Here is a 16,892-nt window from a genome sequence, read left to right on the forward strand (position 1 = left end):
AAAAATAATTCAGATAATATATAAATGCCGAGTTAAAAAATAAATCGGCTTATCCGCTTTATTTCTTAACCCGCACTTAAAAGTTGTTATTATTATTTTTCTACAACTTTAGCTGATTCTGTAATTACTTTTGCAGCTTTTTGAACTTTAAGATCTTGTTTTAAAGATTCACCTTGGAAACCAGCGAAAGCTTTTTTGATTTCTTCAAGTTTCATGTTGTAGTGTAATGCAATGTGTTTTAATTCTTCGTCTAATTCTTCTTCAGAAACTGTAACATTTTCTACTTCTGCAACTTTTTCAAGTACAAGACGTGTAGCAATTTGTTTTTCAGAGTCTGCTTTGAAGTTTTCTCTGAAAGCTTCCATTGTTTGTCCTGTAAATTGTAAGTATTGATCTAATTGTAAACCTTGAGCTTGCATACGGCTAGCAAATGTGTCAACATTTCTATCAACGTTTTCTTCGATCATAGCTTCTGGTACTTCAATGTTAGCATTTTCTACAGCTTTGTCAATTGCTTGTTGTTCTGCAGCTGCTTTGTTAGCTGTTTCTTTTTCTTTTTCAAGTTTTGCCTTAATATCAGCTTTGTATTCAGCAAGTGTTTCAAATTCTGAAATATCTGCTGCAAATTCATCGTTGATTTCTGGTAATTCATTTACTGTGATAGATTTAACTGTTACTTTGAACATAGCTGGTTTACCTGCAAGGTCAGCAACGTGGTAGTCAGCTGGGAATGTAACGTTAACTTCTACTTCTTCACCGATGTTTTTACCGATTAATTGATCTTCAAAGTTGTCGATGAATGATTTTGAACCGATTACTAATGGATAGTCTGTACCTTTTCCACCTTCGAATGCTACACCATCAACGAATCCTTCGAAATCGATAACTGTTTTGTCTTGTGGCATTACAGCTCTATCTGTTACTGTGATTTCACGAGCATTTTTTTGCGCTTCAGCATTTACTTTAGCATCTACTTCTTCGTCTGTTACTTCAGCTTTTTCTACTTCTACTGTTAATTCTTTGTAATCACCAAGTGTTACTTCTGGTTTAACTGTGATGATTGCTGTATATTTCATACCTTCTTTAGACATTTCTGTTACTTCTAATTCATTTGGTCTGATACGTGCAGCAATTTCGATTTTATTTTCTTCGATTGCTTCGAATAATGTTTCATCGATTAAGATATCAGCTGCTTTATTGAAGAATACTTCAACGCCATACATTTTTTCGATCATAGCTTTTGGCACTTTACCTTTACGGAATCCTTGTACGTTGAAGTCTTTTTTCATTGCTTCATACGCTTTGTCGATTGCTTTTACAACTTTAGCGCCTTCTACCTCTACTGTAAGTTTTACTTGGCTTTTTTCCATTTTTTCTACTTGTGTACTCATTTAAATTTATCCTCCTTAAGGTTTAAATCACATGTTTTTTGTAATGTCAACGCATAAATATAGCATTTTAAACTAACATTTCGTTATTATATCATAGTTCTTTAAGAAAATCTATAATATATTTTGTAATATTTCATCTGTAATATTTTAAATTATTATAGGTTTTATTATATTTTTGTCATATTTTTTTGCTTTGTAATACTTCTTTGATATTCCAAGTATTACATCTAGTATTTTTATGCCCCCCTACCGTATAATATTCTTATGTAATACTTTTTAATATGTACTTTAATACAGGAAGGTTTAAGTAGCATGGATAATTTCGCAAGTAGCTATATGTCTCTTACAAATTTTGAACACATATACAATACAAATATAAGACCAAAACTAGAGGCTATAGATACTTTTTTAAAAACAGCAGCGGCGCCTTACGACATTAATGCGGTCGCTACACTCTTTGAGACAACTACTCATAATATTTTAAGGGTGATGAACGAGCTTAGTCTAACCTCTTTAGATCGCTTAAGCTTTTTTACACTGATATGCCACTTACCTCATGATATTTGCCACCTTATACAGAGACAATGGCAATATCAAAATGCACCTCATTACACAGCAGAAATGATTGCTCATATTTATACACTTAATATCCATAAAGTAGAAACTGCCTTTAAAGAATTAGGCGTGGATATTGTCTATGAACACGAGCTTATGGAGGTATTTAAACGTATACATATTTCTATCTTCAAGTTTTAATATGTATTCCAAGTTTTAAAGACAAAAATAATTTATTAAAGTAACTTTAATACACTAATCTATTAATATGTTATATTTGTATGATTTATCACTATATTTTAGAGGTGTTACATAAGTGCCATGTGACTTGTTTCTTACATGCGATTATGTAGCACCTTTTATAGTATCATTCTGCAATAATCATAGCCTTAGCAATTTTCTTAGCAGCTTCTTCACCTTTAATAACACTAAGAATAGTAAGGCCAAACTCTAAAGCAGCTCCTGCACCTTTACCTGTTATTACTTTGCCACTTACTACAGCACGATCACCTACAACCTCCGCACCTACTAACTTATCTTCAAATCCTGGATAGCAAGTTGCCTTCTCACCTTCTAATAAACCAAGTTCACCTAATATACTTGGTCCTGCACAAATGGCTGCAAGCCACTTACCTTCTTGTTTAAAGGCTTTTAAATTTTTTACAACAGTATCATTAGCTTTTAAATTGTCTACACCTGGAATACCGCCTGGCAATACCATCATATCAATTTGGCTATGGTCAACTTCTTCAATAGTCTGATCCATATTAATGCTAATATTACGTGCACTGGCAACACTTTTACCTGTTACACCTACCATGGTAACATCAATGCCACCTCTTCTTAAAACATCGACTACAGCTAATGCTTCAACTTCCTCATAACCTGTTGCAAAATATACTGCTACTTTCATTCACAACATCCTCTCTCATTACATTTTTCTCTTATAATATGTTTCTTATACTATTTTAATACAATATATTTCTTTTGGCATTATATTTTATATTACTTTTTCATGACTTATAACAAATCCTGCTACTGAAACCACATCTTTGTATCCTCTATATCTCTAATTTTATTTCAATTCATGCTATAATAGCTATATGAATATTCATGCGATAAAATGCATATCCCTCAATGATTAAAGGAGTTTATTATGGAAATCGAACGTAAATATTTAGTTAAAACCTTACCCGATTTAACTTCATGTCCTTATAAGGAATTAACACAAGCTTATATCAGCACAAAACCAGTTATTAGACTTCGTCAAATGGGTGATGATTTCTTTTTAACAGTTAAATCCAGTGGTCATCTTATACGAGAAGAATTTGAAATGCCTATTGAAAAAGAAGAGTATTTATCTCTTTATAACAAAGTAGAAGGAAATCCTATTGAAAAAACAAGATATTATATTCCTTTGAACAAGCACCTAACTGCCGAATTAGATCTTTATCATGGATTCCTAGAAGGGCTTTTAACAGTCGAAGTAGAGTTTGATAGTGAAGATGCTGCAAATCAATTTATAGCACCTACATGGTTTGGCGCTGATATTACCTTTGACGCCAGATACAAAAATAATCAGCTTAGTCTATATGGCAAACCTACTTCATAAATACATTTATATAAATAGAGGAGTTAGGTTGCAAAAATGCACCTCAACTCCTCTATTTGATATAATTATAAATCTATATGCAAAAAAGCTGTAAGACATAAGTCTTACAGCTTCTCTTCATACAGGGCTAGAAGGATTCGAACCTTCGAATGCAGGAATCAAAATCCTGTGCCTTACCGCTTGGCGATAACCCTATATACCGTATCCACAGGGATTCGAACCCCGGACCCACGCCTTAGAAGGGCGTTGCTCTATCCAGCTGAGCTATGGATATACAAGAGCGGGTGATGGGAATCGAACCCACGTAGTCAGCTTGGAAGGCTGAAGTTCTACCATTGAACTACACCCGCAAAATACGCTTGTGTTTGTTATATTACATGCGGGCGAAGGGAGTCGAACCCTTACACCTCGCGGCGCTAGATCCTAAGTCTAGTGCGTCTGCCAATTCCGCCACGCCCGCATATTAATTAACCTCCTCAACATCTTATCACAAGGTGATTGTCATGTCAAGAATGAGCCACCGGGGAATCGAACCCCGGACAACTTGATTAAAAGTCAAGTGCTCTACCGACTGAGCTAGTGACCCAAAAGCAGGGCTACAAGGATTCGAACCTTGGAATGCAGGAATCAAAATCCTGTGCCTTACCGCTTGGCGATAACCCTACATTACAAGTTATGATTTTCATAACAGGGTGGGTAATGGGGCTCGAACCCACGACACCTGGAACCACAATCCAGTGCTACTACCAACTGAGCTATACCCACCATATACCGTATCCACAGGGATTCGAACCCCGGACCCACGCCTTAGAAGGGCGTTGCTCTATCCAGCTGAGCTATGGATATACAAGAGCGGGTGATGGGAATCGAACCCACGTAGTCAGCTTGGAAGGCTGAAGTTCTACCATTGAACTACACCCGCATATCTCATATGTTTTATCAACAAGCTTTACTAGAAGTTTTTCTCGCTCGCTGACAAAACATATTATAGCTAATACCTTTGCATACGTCAACACTTTTTTTTAGTTTTTTTACAAAAACCTTGTTGTATTTGCTGGATGCCTTGATATACAATCATTTCCGGTTATTTGCATAATGGAAACATCTCTTATTTTGCCTTCTTCTAAGTCTAAAATTGCATAAGAATATCCACATCCATCTCTTGGCTCACTTATACTCCCTGGATTTAGCATTACAAAATCTTCACTTTTTTCTAAGTAAGCACAATGAGAATGTCCACATACTGCCATCTGTGCATCATGAGCCATTGCATCCATCATAAGCATCTGATAATCTCCCCATTTAACATCATAGCGATTGCCATGTGTCATGAAGATAGGTACGCCCTCTACCTCCACTACCTTTGTATAGTCATCGCCATAGCCAAGTCCATCGCAATTACCATATACGGCATGAACAGTAAGTTCTGGATATAACTCCTGAATCTTTCTCGCATCATCAATATTATCTCCACAGTGTAATACAGTTTTTACACCTCTTGGCATTATTTTTTCTAATATCATCTCTACATTCTTAATATTTCTATGTGTGTCACTTATTACTAGTACTTTCATCCACTAACTCCTTCTACTTCTTTGACCACCAACTTAATATCTTTCTTACAAGTCTAACCCTTGTCTACAACATACCCTTAATCTTTTCCTTCATGACACGAAGGGCTTTAGCACGATGACTAATTTCATTTTTTTCTTCCATTGTGAGTGTAGCCGTAGAACGCTCAAGTCCTGGTACAAAGAAAATCGGATCATACCCAAAACCATTTGTACCTTGTGCTTCATAGCCAATATAACCTTCCATGGCCTCTACAGCTGTTTGTGTTTCTTTGCCTTTCATCGCCATAGCTATTGCACAAACGAATCTTGCTGTACGTTTTTCTTTTTCTACATTCTCTAAACGCTCTAATATAATTTGATTCTTTTCTGTATATGGTGTATCTTTCCCTAAATATCTTGCTGAATATACACCTGGTTCTTTATTTAAATAATCAATCTCAAGTCCTGAATCATCAGCAATAACAAGAGCATCTGTATACTTTGTTAACGCTTCTGCTTTAATAATGGCATTTTCTTCAAACGTTGTACCATTTTCTTCTATATCAATATCAATACCTATTTCACCCATTGTCTTTACTTCTACTGGCAAATCTCCTAATACCGCTTTAATTTCTTTAACCTTTCCTTGATTCTGTGTTGCTACAATAATTTGTTTCATAAGTTTCCTCCTCATTTTCTACAAAAGAGGGATGCTACACCTTTAGGTGTCCACCCCTCTTTATCCGCATCTACTATGAACCAATTTCTTCAAGCACAATATTTTCTGCTTCCGAAACTAGTACATCTACATCTAAAATAAGAATCATGCGTTCTTCTTTTTTTACAATACCATCTAAACAACTAACTTTGTCTGTTTGATGAATTTGTGGCGCTTGCTCTATGTCGTCCTCTTCAACTGTAAGTATTTCTGATACACTGTCCACCATAAATCCAACTTTAACTGCTTCTAAATTTAACAAAATAAACTTACATACACTTTCATCTTCATAAGGCGTAAGCTCAAGCCTTGTACGTAAATTAATAATCGGATATACTACTCCTCTTACATTTACAATGCCTTCAATATAGCTGGGTACTTCTGGTACACTTCTAATGGTACAATAATTTAAAATCTCTAGCACTTTCATAATATCAATACCAAATTCTTGCCCCTGTAACTTAAATACTACAAGCTGTTTAGTCGCCATAAAACAATCAACCCCCATGTTTAATCTTTTTGATGAATCCAAGCTAAATAAGCATTCATAAACTTATCAATATTGCCATCCATAACCGCACCAGTATTTCCTGTCTCCTCACCTGTTCTATGATCTTTCACCATATTATATGGGTGGAAAACATAAGATCTGATTTGGCTTCCCCAAGCAATATCTTTCTTTTCACCACGAATACCATCTAAAGTATCCATGCGCTCTTGTTCTTCTTTTTCATGTAATTTGGCCTTTAACATTTGCATTGCTTTTTCTCGGTTTTGAATCTGAGAACGTTCATTTTGACACTGAACAACGATGCCTGTCGGAATATGTGTAATACGAACAGCTGAATCTGTTGTATTAACGTGCTGTCCACCTGCACCAGTTGAACGATACGTATCAATACGTAAATCTTCTGTTTTAATTTCTACTTCAATCTCATCTGTGATTTCTGGCATCACATCACAAGATGCAAATGACGTATGTCTTCTACCCGATGAATCAAATGGTGAAATACGTACAAGCCTATGAATTCCTTTTTCTGACTTTAAGTAGCCATAAGCATTTTCACCACTGATTTGTAATGTCACTGATTTAACACCAGCTTCATCACCATCTAAATAGTCAAGTACTTCTACCTTAAATCCACGGCTTTCTGCCCATCTTGTATACATACGAAGTAACATTGCAACCCAGTCACAAGCTTCTGTTCCACCTGCACCCGGATGAAGTTCTAAAATTGCATTATTTTTATCATATTCACCATCTAATAAGGTAGCGATAAGCATCTCGTTATAATCTTCTTCAAACTGCTTTGCTGCCTCCTTGGCTTCACCAGCTAACTCATCATCATCTTCTTCATTAGCCATTTCTATAAGTACAATTACATCTTCATAGTCTGCACACAATTTGTCATACTTCTCATTTGTATCCTTGTATCCTTTTAGTTGCTGTAACGTTTGCTGCGCTCTGTCTATATCATTCCAAAACTCAGTTTGCATCGATAAGGTTTCTAGTTCTTCAATTCGCTTTTTACACTTATCGATGTCAAAGAGAGTTCCCCATTTCACTTAATTTTGCTCTGTATGGTACCAGTGCCGCTTGTAACTGTTCCATCTCTAACATCTTATCACTCCTTATTGTCTTCTCTCTTTAATCATATATTACCTTCTGATTTATAGGAAGTACTTTTATAAAAAAAATCCCTAAAGCCGAACTGGCTTTAAGGATCTCCATAGCGGGGACAGGATTTGAACCTATGACCTTCGGGTTATGAGCCCGACGAGCTACCTAGCTGCTCCACCCCGCGATATTTATAAGTTCAGTATAAACTTATTTTTCTATTTGTCAAGGCTAAGGTTTCTCTCTAATAATAATTGTATCAGAGTCTACCATTCCCAGCTGTTCTCTGGCTACACGCTCAATATAATCTATTGAATCCATGTCTTCCATTTCTTTTTGTAACTCGTTTAATTTATTCTTATTTTTATCTAGTTCATCTTGACTTGTAGTAATATCAATTTCTACTTTTTTAGTAAGTCTATCAATATTATATGTACTAACTACTAATCCCATCAAGCTACACACTGTTATAATAACTGTTATGCGTTTAATCAGTTTCTTTTGTCTCATGTGCATCCCTGCTTTTGTATTATATTTAGATAAACTATGTAAAGATTATCTATATATAATATTAGTCATTTTACAGTATTTTGTAAATATATTTCTTCTTTTATTTTATTGGGCTGACTTCTTTCTTTCTTCCATCGGCCTTCTCTTTTTTACCGGTCTTTGCTCTGCTTCATTTTCATTCTTCTTTTTAACTAACATCTCTTTCTTATGTGCTTCTTCCGCTTGTTTTTTAAGCTTTTCATTTCGTTTTTCTTCTAGGTTAATCTTTTTAAGCTTCTCATTTATATATTTTTCTGTTTGTCTATCTGCCTCTTGCTGATACTTCACTCTTTGTTTTTTCCTATATGCTACATATTGTCTTTCTTTCTCTATAGCCAGTTGTTTTTTAGCATAAATAATAGGGCGTTTAATCGTCTTAATACACCATTTAACAGGGATTAAAAAAAGCTGCCAGAGCCTTTTTAACAAAGCCTTTACATAGTTGATAACGGCTGTTGCAGCTTTCATAAATACAATACTAAATGTGGCAAAGTAAAACACTGCCCCTAATATAATCCCTATTAAGATAAATGGCCTAATATCTGCATAGTTCGTAACATACAACATATAAAAGCTTATCAGACCACACACAATCCAATATAGTAAATCTTCTACTTGAACAAAAAAGCTAGGGTGCTTTACAATTTTTCGAATAACTCTTATGAGGTCAAAAATCATCCCCATAACAATTCCAATTTCGATAGAGGTAATAAATAATAGAGCTTGGCTGCTTACGATTTCATTCATCCATCATCACCATCTTACTTAAATAGTTTTGAGATGATGGAGCCCTTCTTCTTACCAGGGCCTTGATTATCATGATAAAGCACTTCATCTACCATGCCTTCCACAATTAACTCTCCATCGTCTATACTCATTTTTACAATATGCAGCCCATCACCCTTAATATCTACATAGCCTTGATTGGTCTCTAGCTCTATTATATTTTCATCAAAAGAAAACACATCACTAACGCCTGTTATAGATAATCTCTGCCTATCAATCATATTAATGACATGCTTCTTATTTACTTTATCATCCATCTTGCTCACCCTTTCATAAAATAGTAGGCATTACCTATTATCTATTTATATGAAGGTAAAATTGTTTTATTACAAAATGCGGTACAAGTCACTCGTTTCTTCTTTTTTTACATGTTCCTTAATCTCTACAACCTCGTATTTAGTAGTTTGTTCACCAAATCTGATTTCAATCACATCACCAATTTTTACATCTGTACTAGCTTTAGCTACTTTGTTATTAATCATAACTCTACCAGCATCACATGCCTCTTGAGCAATTGTTCTTCTTTTAATAATACGACTTAACTTTAAATATTTATCAATACGCATAAGTGCCTCCTCTTAATGTAAAATTTTCTACTCTATTAAAGCAAAAAAATCTACACTTACGTGTAGATTTTTCTTTTATTAATTAGCCTTCTTTAACGATGTCTTTAAGTTGTTTACCAGCTTTGAATTTAGGTGCTTTTCCACCTGGGATAGGCATTTCTTCGTTTGTTTTAGGATTTCTTCCTACACGTGGTTTACGTTCTGTAACTTCAAATGTTCCGAAACCTACTAATTGAATTTTTCCCCCAGCTTTAAGTTCTTCCATAACAACATCTTCGAATGCTTTAAGTGCTTTCTCAGCATCTTTTTTGCTTAATTCAGCTTTTACAGCCATAGCTGCTACTAATTCAGATTTGTTCATTATTTCTTCCTCCTCTATTCATGCGTTTAACATGGATATATGTATTGAATACTAATCTCTACTCAATACTCCACATTTGTCCTAAATTTGCTTTTATAAAAAGTAAATTCAAAACCTGTTTTCCTTGCGTAAAGCCTTAGTTTTCAATATATCTAAATCTATTTATAAACTTTTCCACTGACTTTGTCAAGGCAAATTCCGCATTTATGTTAAAAAAAGTGGATAAATTTACTATGTCAAGCAGTAAATTCCCTATTTCTTCATCATATTGCACATTTTCCGCTGTTTGTAGGCTATTTTCAAGGCTTTCAAGCTTTTCTTTTATCTGACTAAAAACCTCCGAAATCTCTTCTTGTACAAGTCCTGATTTCTTTGCTTTTTTGTAAACCTTTTGACTTCTTGTAAGAGCTGGCAAGGCTTTCGCCACCCTTTCCATAGCTTCATAAGGTGTAACTTCATTTTTTTCCTCTTGTTTTAACCTTTCCCAATTTACAAGCACATCTTCTGCCGTATTCACATTCTTTATGTCACCAAATACATGAGGATGACGATATACCATTTTACTTGCAATATCATTTACCACATCTTCCATTGTAAATTCTTGGGCTTCTTTAGCAATTTGTGCATGCATCACAACTTGTAATAATACATCACCAAGCTCTTCTTGCATATTGGGCACATCCTTATTTTGAATAGCCTCTACCAATTCATAACTTTCCTCAAGCAAACAGCTTGTAAGACTTTCATGTGTTTGCTCTATATCCCAAGGACACCCATTCTCTCCTCTTAATCTAGCAATAATTTCAAGTAAATCCTCATAGCTATACCTTTTTTCCATTTTTTTCTCCTTTCATCTGTTTATCTATTTTTAACTATACTAACTTTTTATAACACCATATGTATACTACTTGCATTTTAACATAACTTTGTACTTTATTTATGATTTATTTTCTATTTTTATAGAAAAAAGCCAGTAACTTATAAAGTTATTGGCCTTTATTTCTATTGTTCCATTTGTTTCCCAATGAAGCCTGATGCGGAATAAGCTAACTTTTCCTCCACCTCTCCCATCTCATCTTTATTTGAAGATAGGAAAATAACTGCACCGATGGCATCTCCTTCACATATAATAGGAGAAATCACTTCTGATTGATAGACATCTGTATTACCTTCAGATAAAATAGGGACGAATTTAGCATCATCTTTTGATGCTTTAAATATAGTACGACTTTCAATCACCTTTTCTAAATTACTGCTAATACTTTTATCTAAAAACTCTTTTTTGGAGCCTCCGGCAACAGCTATGACTTGGTCTTTATCTGCGATACATGTAATGTGTCCTGTAGCTTGTGCTAAGGCATCCGCATATTCCTTTACAAATGAACTAAGTTCTCCTACAGGCGAATACTTTTTAAGTATAACCTGTCCTTCATTATCTGTAAAAATCTCCAGTGGGTCGCCTTCTCTAATGCGCAACGTTCTTCTTATCTCTTTGGGAATAACTACACGTCCTAAATCGTCTATTCGTCTAACGATGCCTGTTGCTTTCAAACAAAACAACCTCCTTAATGTCTAAAAGTATATATATATGTTTCATATCTTCGTTTAAAACTATTATGCTACATAATTTACAAAAATATGCATATACAGTTACTTTTTTACAACTATTTATACAAAAATAAGGCTACAATTTTAAACATTGTAGCCTTATTTTCATATGGATTCCACATATACAAAAGCTTATTTCATTACATTAACTTGGTCATAAGCCTCTAATTTTTCAATTTTAAGCGTTTCACTCATCTTAGCTAATTCATTGGATGCAAACTGTGATCTAACTTCTGCTAGTGCTAACTCTTCAGCTTTTTCATCCTCTAGAAAATCTCTTTTCACAATTCTTACAATCTCATAACCATAAGACGTTTCTATGATTTCAGGATACACCTTGCCAACCTCGCCTAGTTCAAATGCTACTTTCTCTAAGTTACTATCCACTTGACCTCTTAAGATTGTATAAACGCCTTGATTATCTCCTACTGAACCATCTTCAGAATACGTTGTAATCAATTCTTTAAAGGTATCTTCGTTGCCAGCTAAAGCTTTCTCAAGTATCTGCTTTGCATTATTTCGCACTGCCTCGTCTTTGTCACTTGGCAATAAATCACCTTGCTCATTACGATTTGAAATAAGGATATGCTCTATTACTACGCTCTCTTGCTGACTTCTTATATCCTTAACTGCTTTATTAAGCTCTTCTTCATTAGGCATATAGTTTTCACCTAACTTTTGAATCACTTCATCTACTAAGGTACTGTAAGTAACAAATTGTTCAAAGTCTCTTTGTTTGATTCCAAAGGCTTTTGCAAACTCCTCATTATCTTTCATATACTCCTTAGCGAATTCTTTAATCTGCTTTTTATCTTCTTTTGTGAGTTTAATGCCTAACTCATCTGCCTTTTGTTTAGCTGCTACCGAAAGCTTTAATGAATTAAGTGCCTTATCCTTTGCGTATTCTTCTGGTGTTTTTCCTTCAACGCTGTCTAATTCCCATATATTTGTTGTCACACTTTCAAAGTATTTTTGAGTCATCCAGAGACAAATTCTATAAACTGGTTCTGATATTTTCTCCCCATTTATAGTTGCCACTGTTTTATCTGAATTCATACAACCGGTTATACCTATTGTTGATATGACAATTATTAATATATAAGCTAATATTCTTTTTTTGCCCTTCACTTGCATCTCTCTCCTTATAGCTTTTCTTATGCTTTATATAAGTTTTATTTATACTTATTATAGCCTATTAATTGTCACTCTTCAATTTTTTAAGCTCACGTAACACATTCTTAATATAAGCAAGTAATTCCTTTTTAGGTATGTCTTGTACTGCTATTTTAATCATAGGTTCTTTACCTGCTACAAACTTCATTCCACCACGATAAGCCGCCACAATTTCTGGGATTACTGCTGCGTTAAGCGGTGCATCTTCTTTAAATTTAAAAGTTACAATCTTTTGATTTTCAGACACAAGCGTCATATATAAATCATGAGCCATTGCTTTAATCATAGCAATATCTAAAAGGTTATAAACAGATTGAGGAATATTACCATATCTATCTTCTATTTCTTCTCCAATATCCATATATTCGCTTTCTGTATGGATAGAGGCAATCTTCTTATAAATGTCTAACTTTTGAACTTCATCTGGAATATAGCCACCTGGAATATATGCATTAATCTTAATCTCAATAGTTGTTTCAAATTCTTCCTCAGTGATTTCACCTTTTTCTTCATTTACAACTTCACTAAGCATCTTACAGTATAAATCATATCCTATGCTTTCCATATGCCCATGCTGCTGTGCACCTAAAAGGTTCCCAGCGCCACGAATTTCTAAATCTCGCATCGCAATTTTAAATCCAGCACCTAGTTCTGTAAACTGCTTAATAGCCTGTAGTCTCTTCTCTGCGATTTCCTTAAGTACCTTATTCTTCTGATACATAAGATAAGCATATCCCATTTTATTTGAACGTCCTACACGGCCGCGTAATTGATAGAGCTGACTTAAGCCCATACGGTCTGCATCATTCATAATGATTGTATTCGCATTAGGGATGTCTAATCCTGTTTCAATAATTGTCGTACATACTAAGACATCTATCTCTTGATTAATAAATTCCATCATAATTTTCTCAAGCTCTCGCTCGCTCATTTGACCATGGGCAAATGATACTCTTGCATTCGGTACCAGCCTTTGAATTTTCATAGCTTCATCCTCAATATTTTTAACTTGATTATGAAGATAGTAAACCTGCCCACCGCGGCCTAGTTCTCTATTAATGGCGTCTTTGATAAAGTCCTCACTATATTCAATAACATATGTCTGTACTGGTTTTCTTTCAAGGGGTGCTTCTTCCAAGACACTCATATCTCTTATTCCTATAAGACTCATATGAAGCGTTCTAGGAATAGGTGTCGCCGTTAAATTCATCACATCTACCTGTGTACGCATTTGCTTTAATTTCTCTTTATGTGTTACGCCAAAGCGTTGTTCCTCATCTATAATAACAAGTCCAAGGTCTTTAAATTTCACATCTTTAGAAAGTAGTCTATGTGTCCCAACGACAATATCTACACGTCCACTTGCAAGTCCTTCTATCGTTTGCTTGACTTGTTTAGCTGTACGGAATCTTGACAGGAGTTCTACATTAATCGGATAATCTGCCATACGTTCAGCAAATCGCTTATAATGCTGCTGAGCCAATATAGTCGTTGGCACAAGATAAGCAACTTGCTTACCACTTTGAACGGCTTTAAAGGCTGCACGAATAGCAACCTCCGTTTTTCCATATCCTACATCACCACAAATAAGACGGTCCATGATCTTATCACTTTCCATGTCCTTCTTCACATCTTCAATGGCTTCTAACTGATCATCTGTCTCTTCATAAGGAAACATCTCTTCAAACTCTCTTTGCCATACATTATCTGGGTCGTATTTAAAACCTCTGTTATATTGTCTTTGGCTATATAGTTTAATAAGGTCTTTTGCAATATCCTTAATGGCACTTTTTACTTTTGCCTTAGACTTTCTCCACTCTGAACCGCCTAATTTACTAAGTTTAGGTGCTTTTCCTTCTGCACCAACATATTTCTGTACCATATCCATTTGATTAATATTAACATACAGAATATTATTATCTGCATATTCTATTTTTAAATTATCACGGCTTATCCCTTCAAAGACAATCTGCTCAATCCCTTTAAACACGCCAATACCATGCATTTCATGTACCACATAATCTCCAGGAGAGAGTTCCAAGAAGCTTTGTATTTTAGCACCGCTAAATTTTTTCTTAGACTTCCTAGCTTTCTTATCTTGTCCAAACAAATCTTTATCTGCTACAATATGCCAGTTTAGATCTTTATAATAAAATCCTCGCTCAAGGGCACCTTTATAAATTAAAACTTGCCCTGGCTGTACCTCTTCTTCTGGATTTTCTGTATTACTTACGAGTAAGCCTCGCTCCTCTAAGGCATCACTTAACCTTTGGGCCTTAGCACGCATGCCACACAAAATCATAACGCGCTCTTTATCTTCCTTCCACTTCTTAAGATCTTCTTCTAGTATTTCTATATTACGATATACATTACTATGCTCATGTACATTTAACGACATCGTAAGACTTATTGGAAGCTGCTCTTCACTGGAATCAAATTTCATAAGATATACTTTTTTAAAGTCTTCTATTCTTTGACTAATTGCTTCATATTCAAAAATTAGTTCCACCTGCTTAGGTAAAATATGCCCATATTCTAAACGATCTTTCATACTCTCTCTATATTCAAACAAAGTACGCTCACTTTTATCTTTTACTTTAACTGGTTCATCTATAAAAATAATCGTATGCTTTGGTAAATAATCTAATATAGAAACTGTTTCAAGTTCCGTATATGGCACATAGAGTTCTAGCCCTTTAGGGCTAATGTCATTTTGAATCTGTTCAATTGCTTCATTTACTTGTTCTTTAATCTTCTCAGCACTTTCTCTTTTTCCTTCCTCTTGCAGCTTGGAAACAATCTTTTTAAGATCTTCTTTAATAGCAGGTACAGCATCTCGCAGAACAGAAGGCGAAAATACAATTTCCTGATTTGGGACAATTAAAAGTTCTTCTACCTTTTCTATAGAACGCTGCGTTTGGACATTGAAACTTCGAATAGAGTCTACTTCATCATCCCATAGCTCAATACGATAAGGTTCATCCATTGTAGGTGGATAAATATCCATTATTCCACCTCTTACAGCAAACTGTCCTATTCCTTCCACACGCCCTACACGCTCATAACCAATTTGTACTAATTTATTCTGTAAGGCTGTAATATTAATAATTTCCCCTACTTTTACAGTTGTTGTATAACTTTGCCACGTTGCTTTAGGCGATAGTGGGTTTAAAAGAGCCTGTACCGGAATAATCAGTGTAATATCCTCTTCATTATTTAATGCTTCAATAACACGAATACGAGCAGATGTAATGTCCATACTATGCACGTCCGCATTATAAAAAAGGATATCACGAGAAGGATACGTATACACTTTTCCCTTCCCTTTAAGTGCTTCCATATCCTCAAATATCCTTTTTGTACTTACTTCATCATAAGTAATAATTACAGACGGTAAATTTACAAATTCGCTGACACCATAAATAAAGTGGCCTTTACAAGCATCCACCATATTGGTAACTTTAATTCCTACATTATTTCCAAATGCATTAACCGACTTAACTTCGAGCTGGCTAATCATTTCCTTCATCCCTGAAAGCTCTCTAAGAGGCTCTACAAGGCCTTTATATTTATAAGTCACTATTCATCACCATCTTATTTTTTGTTATATAGATTCATTGCCTTATTAATATCTGCTGTTACCATACACTCTACAGCCTTCACAACATCATTAAGCTTAGGCCCTATAATTTTCATATCATCTTCTGAAAATCTTCCTAAAACATAATTTGCAAGGTCCCAGCCTGGTGGCTTTTGTCCTACGCCCACTTTAATTCTAGGAAATTCTTGTGTATTCATATGTGCAATAATACTCTTAATCCCATTATGCCCACCTGCGCTTCCATTACCACGAATGCGAATTTGTCCTACATCTAATGAGATATCATCATAAATTACAATCACATCTTCATTACTTATCTTCTGAAAATCCATGCATGCACGGATAGCCTCACCACTTAAGTTCATAAATGTTTGAGGCTTCATTAAAATTACACGCTCACCACCAATTCTGCCTTCTCCGATCAGCGCCTTATATTTATTTTTGTTTACTTGTATATTATACGTTTCTGCAAGGCTATCTATAACCTCAAAACCGATATTATGACGTGTTGCCGCATATTGCATGCCTGGATTTCCAAGCCCTACTATTAACTTCATATCTTCCTCCAAATTTCTATTAACAATTATTTCTTTTTCTCTATCATAGCACGATTTAACTACGTTTTCCAATTCATAAGTCTACTTCTAAATCATCTAATGACTATTTTGCTAACTCTTCTCTTCACCTCAGTATGTTATAATATGTTATTTTCATCAAGTCTCTATGCCTCTTAATTATTTCCTACTCTAATCGAGTAGGAGGATAACCATTAATTGATTATCCGACCTCTCACACCACCGT

Annotated in this window: 18 protein-coding genes and 10 tRNA genes; 2 read left to right on the forward strand and 26 right to left on the reverse strand. The window is 34.8% G+C overall.

Translation table 11 applies throughout. The annotated features are described in order from the left end of the window. Positions 1-92: 92 nt before the first annotated feature. Positions 93-1,391: a trigger factor gene (tig, locus tag AC1VAQ_RS12075; RefSeq protein WP_302598930.1), complete on the reverse strand. Its 1,299-nt coding sequence runs from the start codon at positions 1,389-1,391 to the stop codon at positions 93-95. A 312-nt stretch (positions 1,392-1,703) separates the two neighbouring features. On the opposite strand from tig, the gene AC1VAQ_RS12080 reads away from it, so the two are divergent. Beyond that, positions 1,704-2,147 carry a hypothetical protein gene (locus AC1VAQ_RS12080; protein WP_479903961.1) on the forward strand — a complete coding sequence of 148 codons (444 nt, stop codon included), beginning with the start codon at positions 1,704-1,706 and terminating at the stop codon, positions 2,145-2,147. 166 nt (positions 2,148-2,313) lie between these two features. Here AC1VAQ_RS12080 and AC1VAQ_RS12085 read toward each other — a convergent pair whose 3' ends face one another. After that, on the reverse strand, positions 2,314-2,859 hold the full coding sequence (locus tag AC1VAQ_RS12085; protein ID WP_302598933.1) for a DJ-1 family glyoxalase III: 546 nt from the start codon (positions 2,857-2,859) through the stop codon (positions 2,314-2,316). A 243-nt stretch (positions 2,860-3,102) separates the two neighbouring features. Here AC1VAQ_RS12085 and AC1VAQ_RS12090 point away from each other — a divergent pair, with 243 nt between their 5' ends. Next, positions 3,103-3,558: a CYTH domain-containing protein gene (locus AC1VAQ_RS12090; RefSeq protein WP_302598934.1), complete on the forward strand. Its 456-nt coding sequence runs from the start codon at positions 3,103-3,105 to the stop codon at positions 3,556-3,558. Between the two features lie 122 nt (positions 3,559-3,680). Here the strand turns inward: AC1VAQ_RS12090 and AC1VAQ_RS12095 are convergent. From AC1VAQ_RS12095 to pth, 24 genes are all read right to left on the reverse strand, one after another. After that, positions 3,681-3,752 (reverse strand) — tRNA-Gln (locus tag AC1VAQ_RS12095). A 6-nt stretch (positions 3,753-3,758) separates the two neighbouring features. After that, positions 3,759-3,831 (reverse strand) — tRNA-Arg (locus tag AC1VAQ_RS12100). 6 nt (positions 3,832-3,837) lie between these two features. Continuing rightward, positions 3,838-3,908, reverse strand: a tRNA-Gly gene (locus AC1VAQ_RS12105). Between the two features lie 28 nt (positions 3,909-3,936). After that, positions 3,937-4,018: transfer RNA gene (locus AC1VAQ_RS12110), tRNA-Leu, on the reverse strand. A 53-nt stretch (positions 4,019-4,071) separates the two neighbouring features. Then, positions 4,072-4,144: transfer RNA gene (locus AC1VAQ_RS12115), tRNA-Lys, on the reverse strand. A 5-nt stretch (positions 4,145-4,149) separates the two neighbouring features. Beyond that, positions 4,150-4,221 (reverse strand) — tRNA-Gln (locus tag AC1VAQ_RS12120). A gap of 28 nt (positions 4,222-4,249) precedes the next feature. Continuing rightward, positions 4,250-4,323 (reverse strand) — tRNA-His (locus AC1VAQ_RS12125). 7 nt (positions 4,324-4,330) lie between these two features. Further along, a tRNA-Arg gene (locus tag AC1VAQ_RS12130) sits at positions 4,331-4,403 on the reverse strand. Between the two features lie 6 nt (positions 4,404-4,409). Beyond that, positions 4,410-4,480 (reverse strand) — tRNA-Gly (locus AC1VAQ_RS12135). A gap of 109 nt (positions 4,481-4,589) precedes the next feature. Further along, on the reverse strand, positions 4,590-5,132 hold the full coding sequence (locus AC1VAQ_RS12140; protein WP_302598936.1) for a metallophosphoesterase family protein: 543 nt from the start codon (positions 5,130-5,132) through the stop codon (positions 4,590-4,592). Positions 5,133-5,196: 64 nt separating this feature from the next. After that, complete coding sequence (locus AC1VAQ_RS12145) at positions 5,197-5,790, reverse strand: XTP/dITP diphosphatase (protein WP_302598938.1); 594 nt, start codon at positions 5,788-5,790, stop codon at positions 5,197-5,199. A 73-nt stretch (positions 5,791-5,863) separates the two neighbouring features. Next, complete coding sequence (locus tag AC1VAQ_RS12150) at positions 5,864-6,319, reverse strand: chemotaxis protein CheW (protein WP_302598939.1); 456 nt, start codon at positions 6,317-6,319, stop codon at positions 5,864-5,866. A gap of 20 nt (positions 6,320-6,339) precedes the next feature. After that, positions 6,340-7,450, reverse strand: a protein-coding gene (gene prfB, locus AC1VAQ_RS12155; RefSeq protein ID WP_303244278.1) for a peptide chain release factor 2 whose coding sequence is annotated in 2 segments (ribosomal slippage) — positions 6,340-7,374 and positions 7,376-7,450 — 1,110 coding nt in all. Because the reading frame shifts where the segments join, the coding sequence is not laid out codon by codon here. Positions 7,451-7,560: 110 nt separating this feature from the next. Further along, positions 7,561-7,634, reverse strand: a tRNA-Met gene (locus AC1VAQ_RS12160). A gap of 44 nt (positions 7,635-7,678) precedes the next feature. Beyond that, positions 7,679-7,957, reverse strand: a complete 279-nt coding sequence (locus AC1VAQ_RS12165; RefSeq protein WP_302600123.1) for an FtsB family cell division protein — start codon at positions 7,955-7,957, stop codon at positions 7,679-7,681. Positions 7,958-8,062: 105 nt separating this feature from the next. Further along, positions 8,063-8,743, reverse strand: a complete 681-nt coding sequence (gene yabQ / locus AC1VAQ_RS12170) for a spore cortex biosynthesis protein YabQ (RefSeq protein WP_303244277.1) — start codon at positions 8,741-8,743, stop codon at positions 8,063-8,065. Between the two features lie 14 nt (positions 8,744-8,757). Further along, positions 8,758-9,039, reverse strand: coding sequence for a sporulation protein YabP (gene yabP, locus AC1VAQ_RS12175; protein ID WP_302600125.1), 282 nt, complete (start codon positions 9,037-9,039; stop codon positions 8,758-8,760). Between the two features lie 69 nt (positions 9,040-9,108). Further along, entirely contained in the window at positions 9,109-9,348 is a 240-nt protein-coding gene (locus AC1VAQ_RS12180) for an RNA-binding S4 domain-containing protein (protein WP_302600126.1), read from the reverse strand. Between the two features lie 82 nt (positions 9,349-9,430). Further along, positions 9,431-9,709: an HU family DNA-binding protein gene (locus tag AC1VAQ_RS12185; RefSeq protein WP_302600127.1), complete on the reverse strand. Its 279-nt coding sequence runs from the start codon at positions 9,707-9,709 to the stop codon at positions 9,431-9,433. 136 nt (positions 9,710-9,845) lie between these two features. Continuing rightward, entirely contained in the window at positions 9,846-10,547 is a 702-nt protein-coding gene (mazG, locus tag AC1VAQ_RS12190) for a nucleoside triphosphate pyrophosphohydrolase (protein WP_303244276.1), read from the reverse strand. Positions 10,548-10,711: 164 nt separating this feature from the next. Further along, complete coding sequence (gene spoVT / locus AC1VAQ_RS12195) at positions 10,712-11,260, reverse strand: stage V sporulation protein T (protein WP_302600129.1); 549 nt, start codon at positions 11,258-11,260, stop codon at positions 10,712-10,714. 189 nt (positions 11,261-11,449) lie between these two features. Next, a complete protein-coding gene (locus tag AC1VAQ_RS12200; RefSeq protein ID WP_302600130.1) occupies positions 11,450-12,445 on the reverse strand; it encodes a peptidylprolyl isomerase in 996 nt (331 codons plus the stop codon). Between the two features lie 67 nt (positions 12,446-12,512). Next, the gene (gene mfd, locus AC1VAQ_RS12205; protein WP_303244275.1) at positions 12,513-16,070 is read right to left on the reverse strand and encodes a transcription-repair coupling factor; all 3,558 of its coding nucleotides are present in this window, start codon (positions 16,068-16,070) and stop codon (positions 12,513-12,515) included. 14 nt (positions 16,071-16,084) lie between these two features. Continuing rightward, positions 16,085-16,648, reverse strand: a complete 564-nt coding sequence (gene pth / locus AC1VAQ_RS12210) for an aminoacyl-tRNA hydrolase (protein WP_302600132.1) — start codon at positions 16,646-16,648, stop codon at positions 16,085-16,087. Between the last annotated feature and the right edge of the window lie 244 nt (positions 16,649-16,892).

It is taken from the genome of Cellulosilyticum sp., assembly GCF_982396655.1.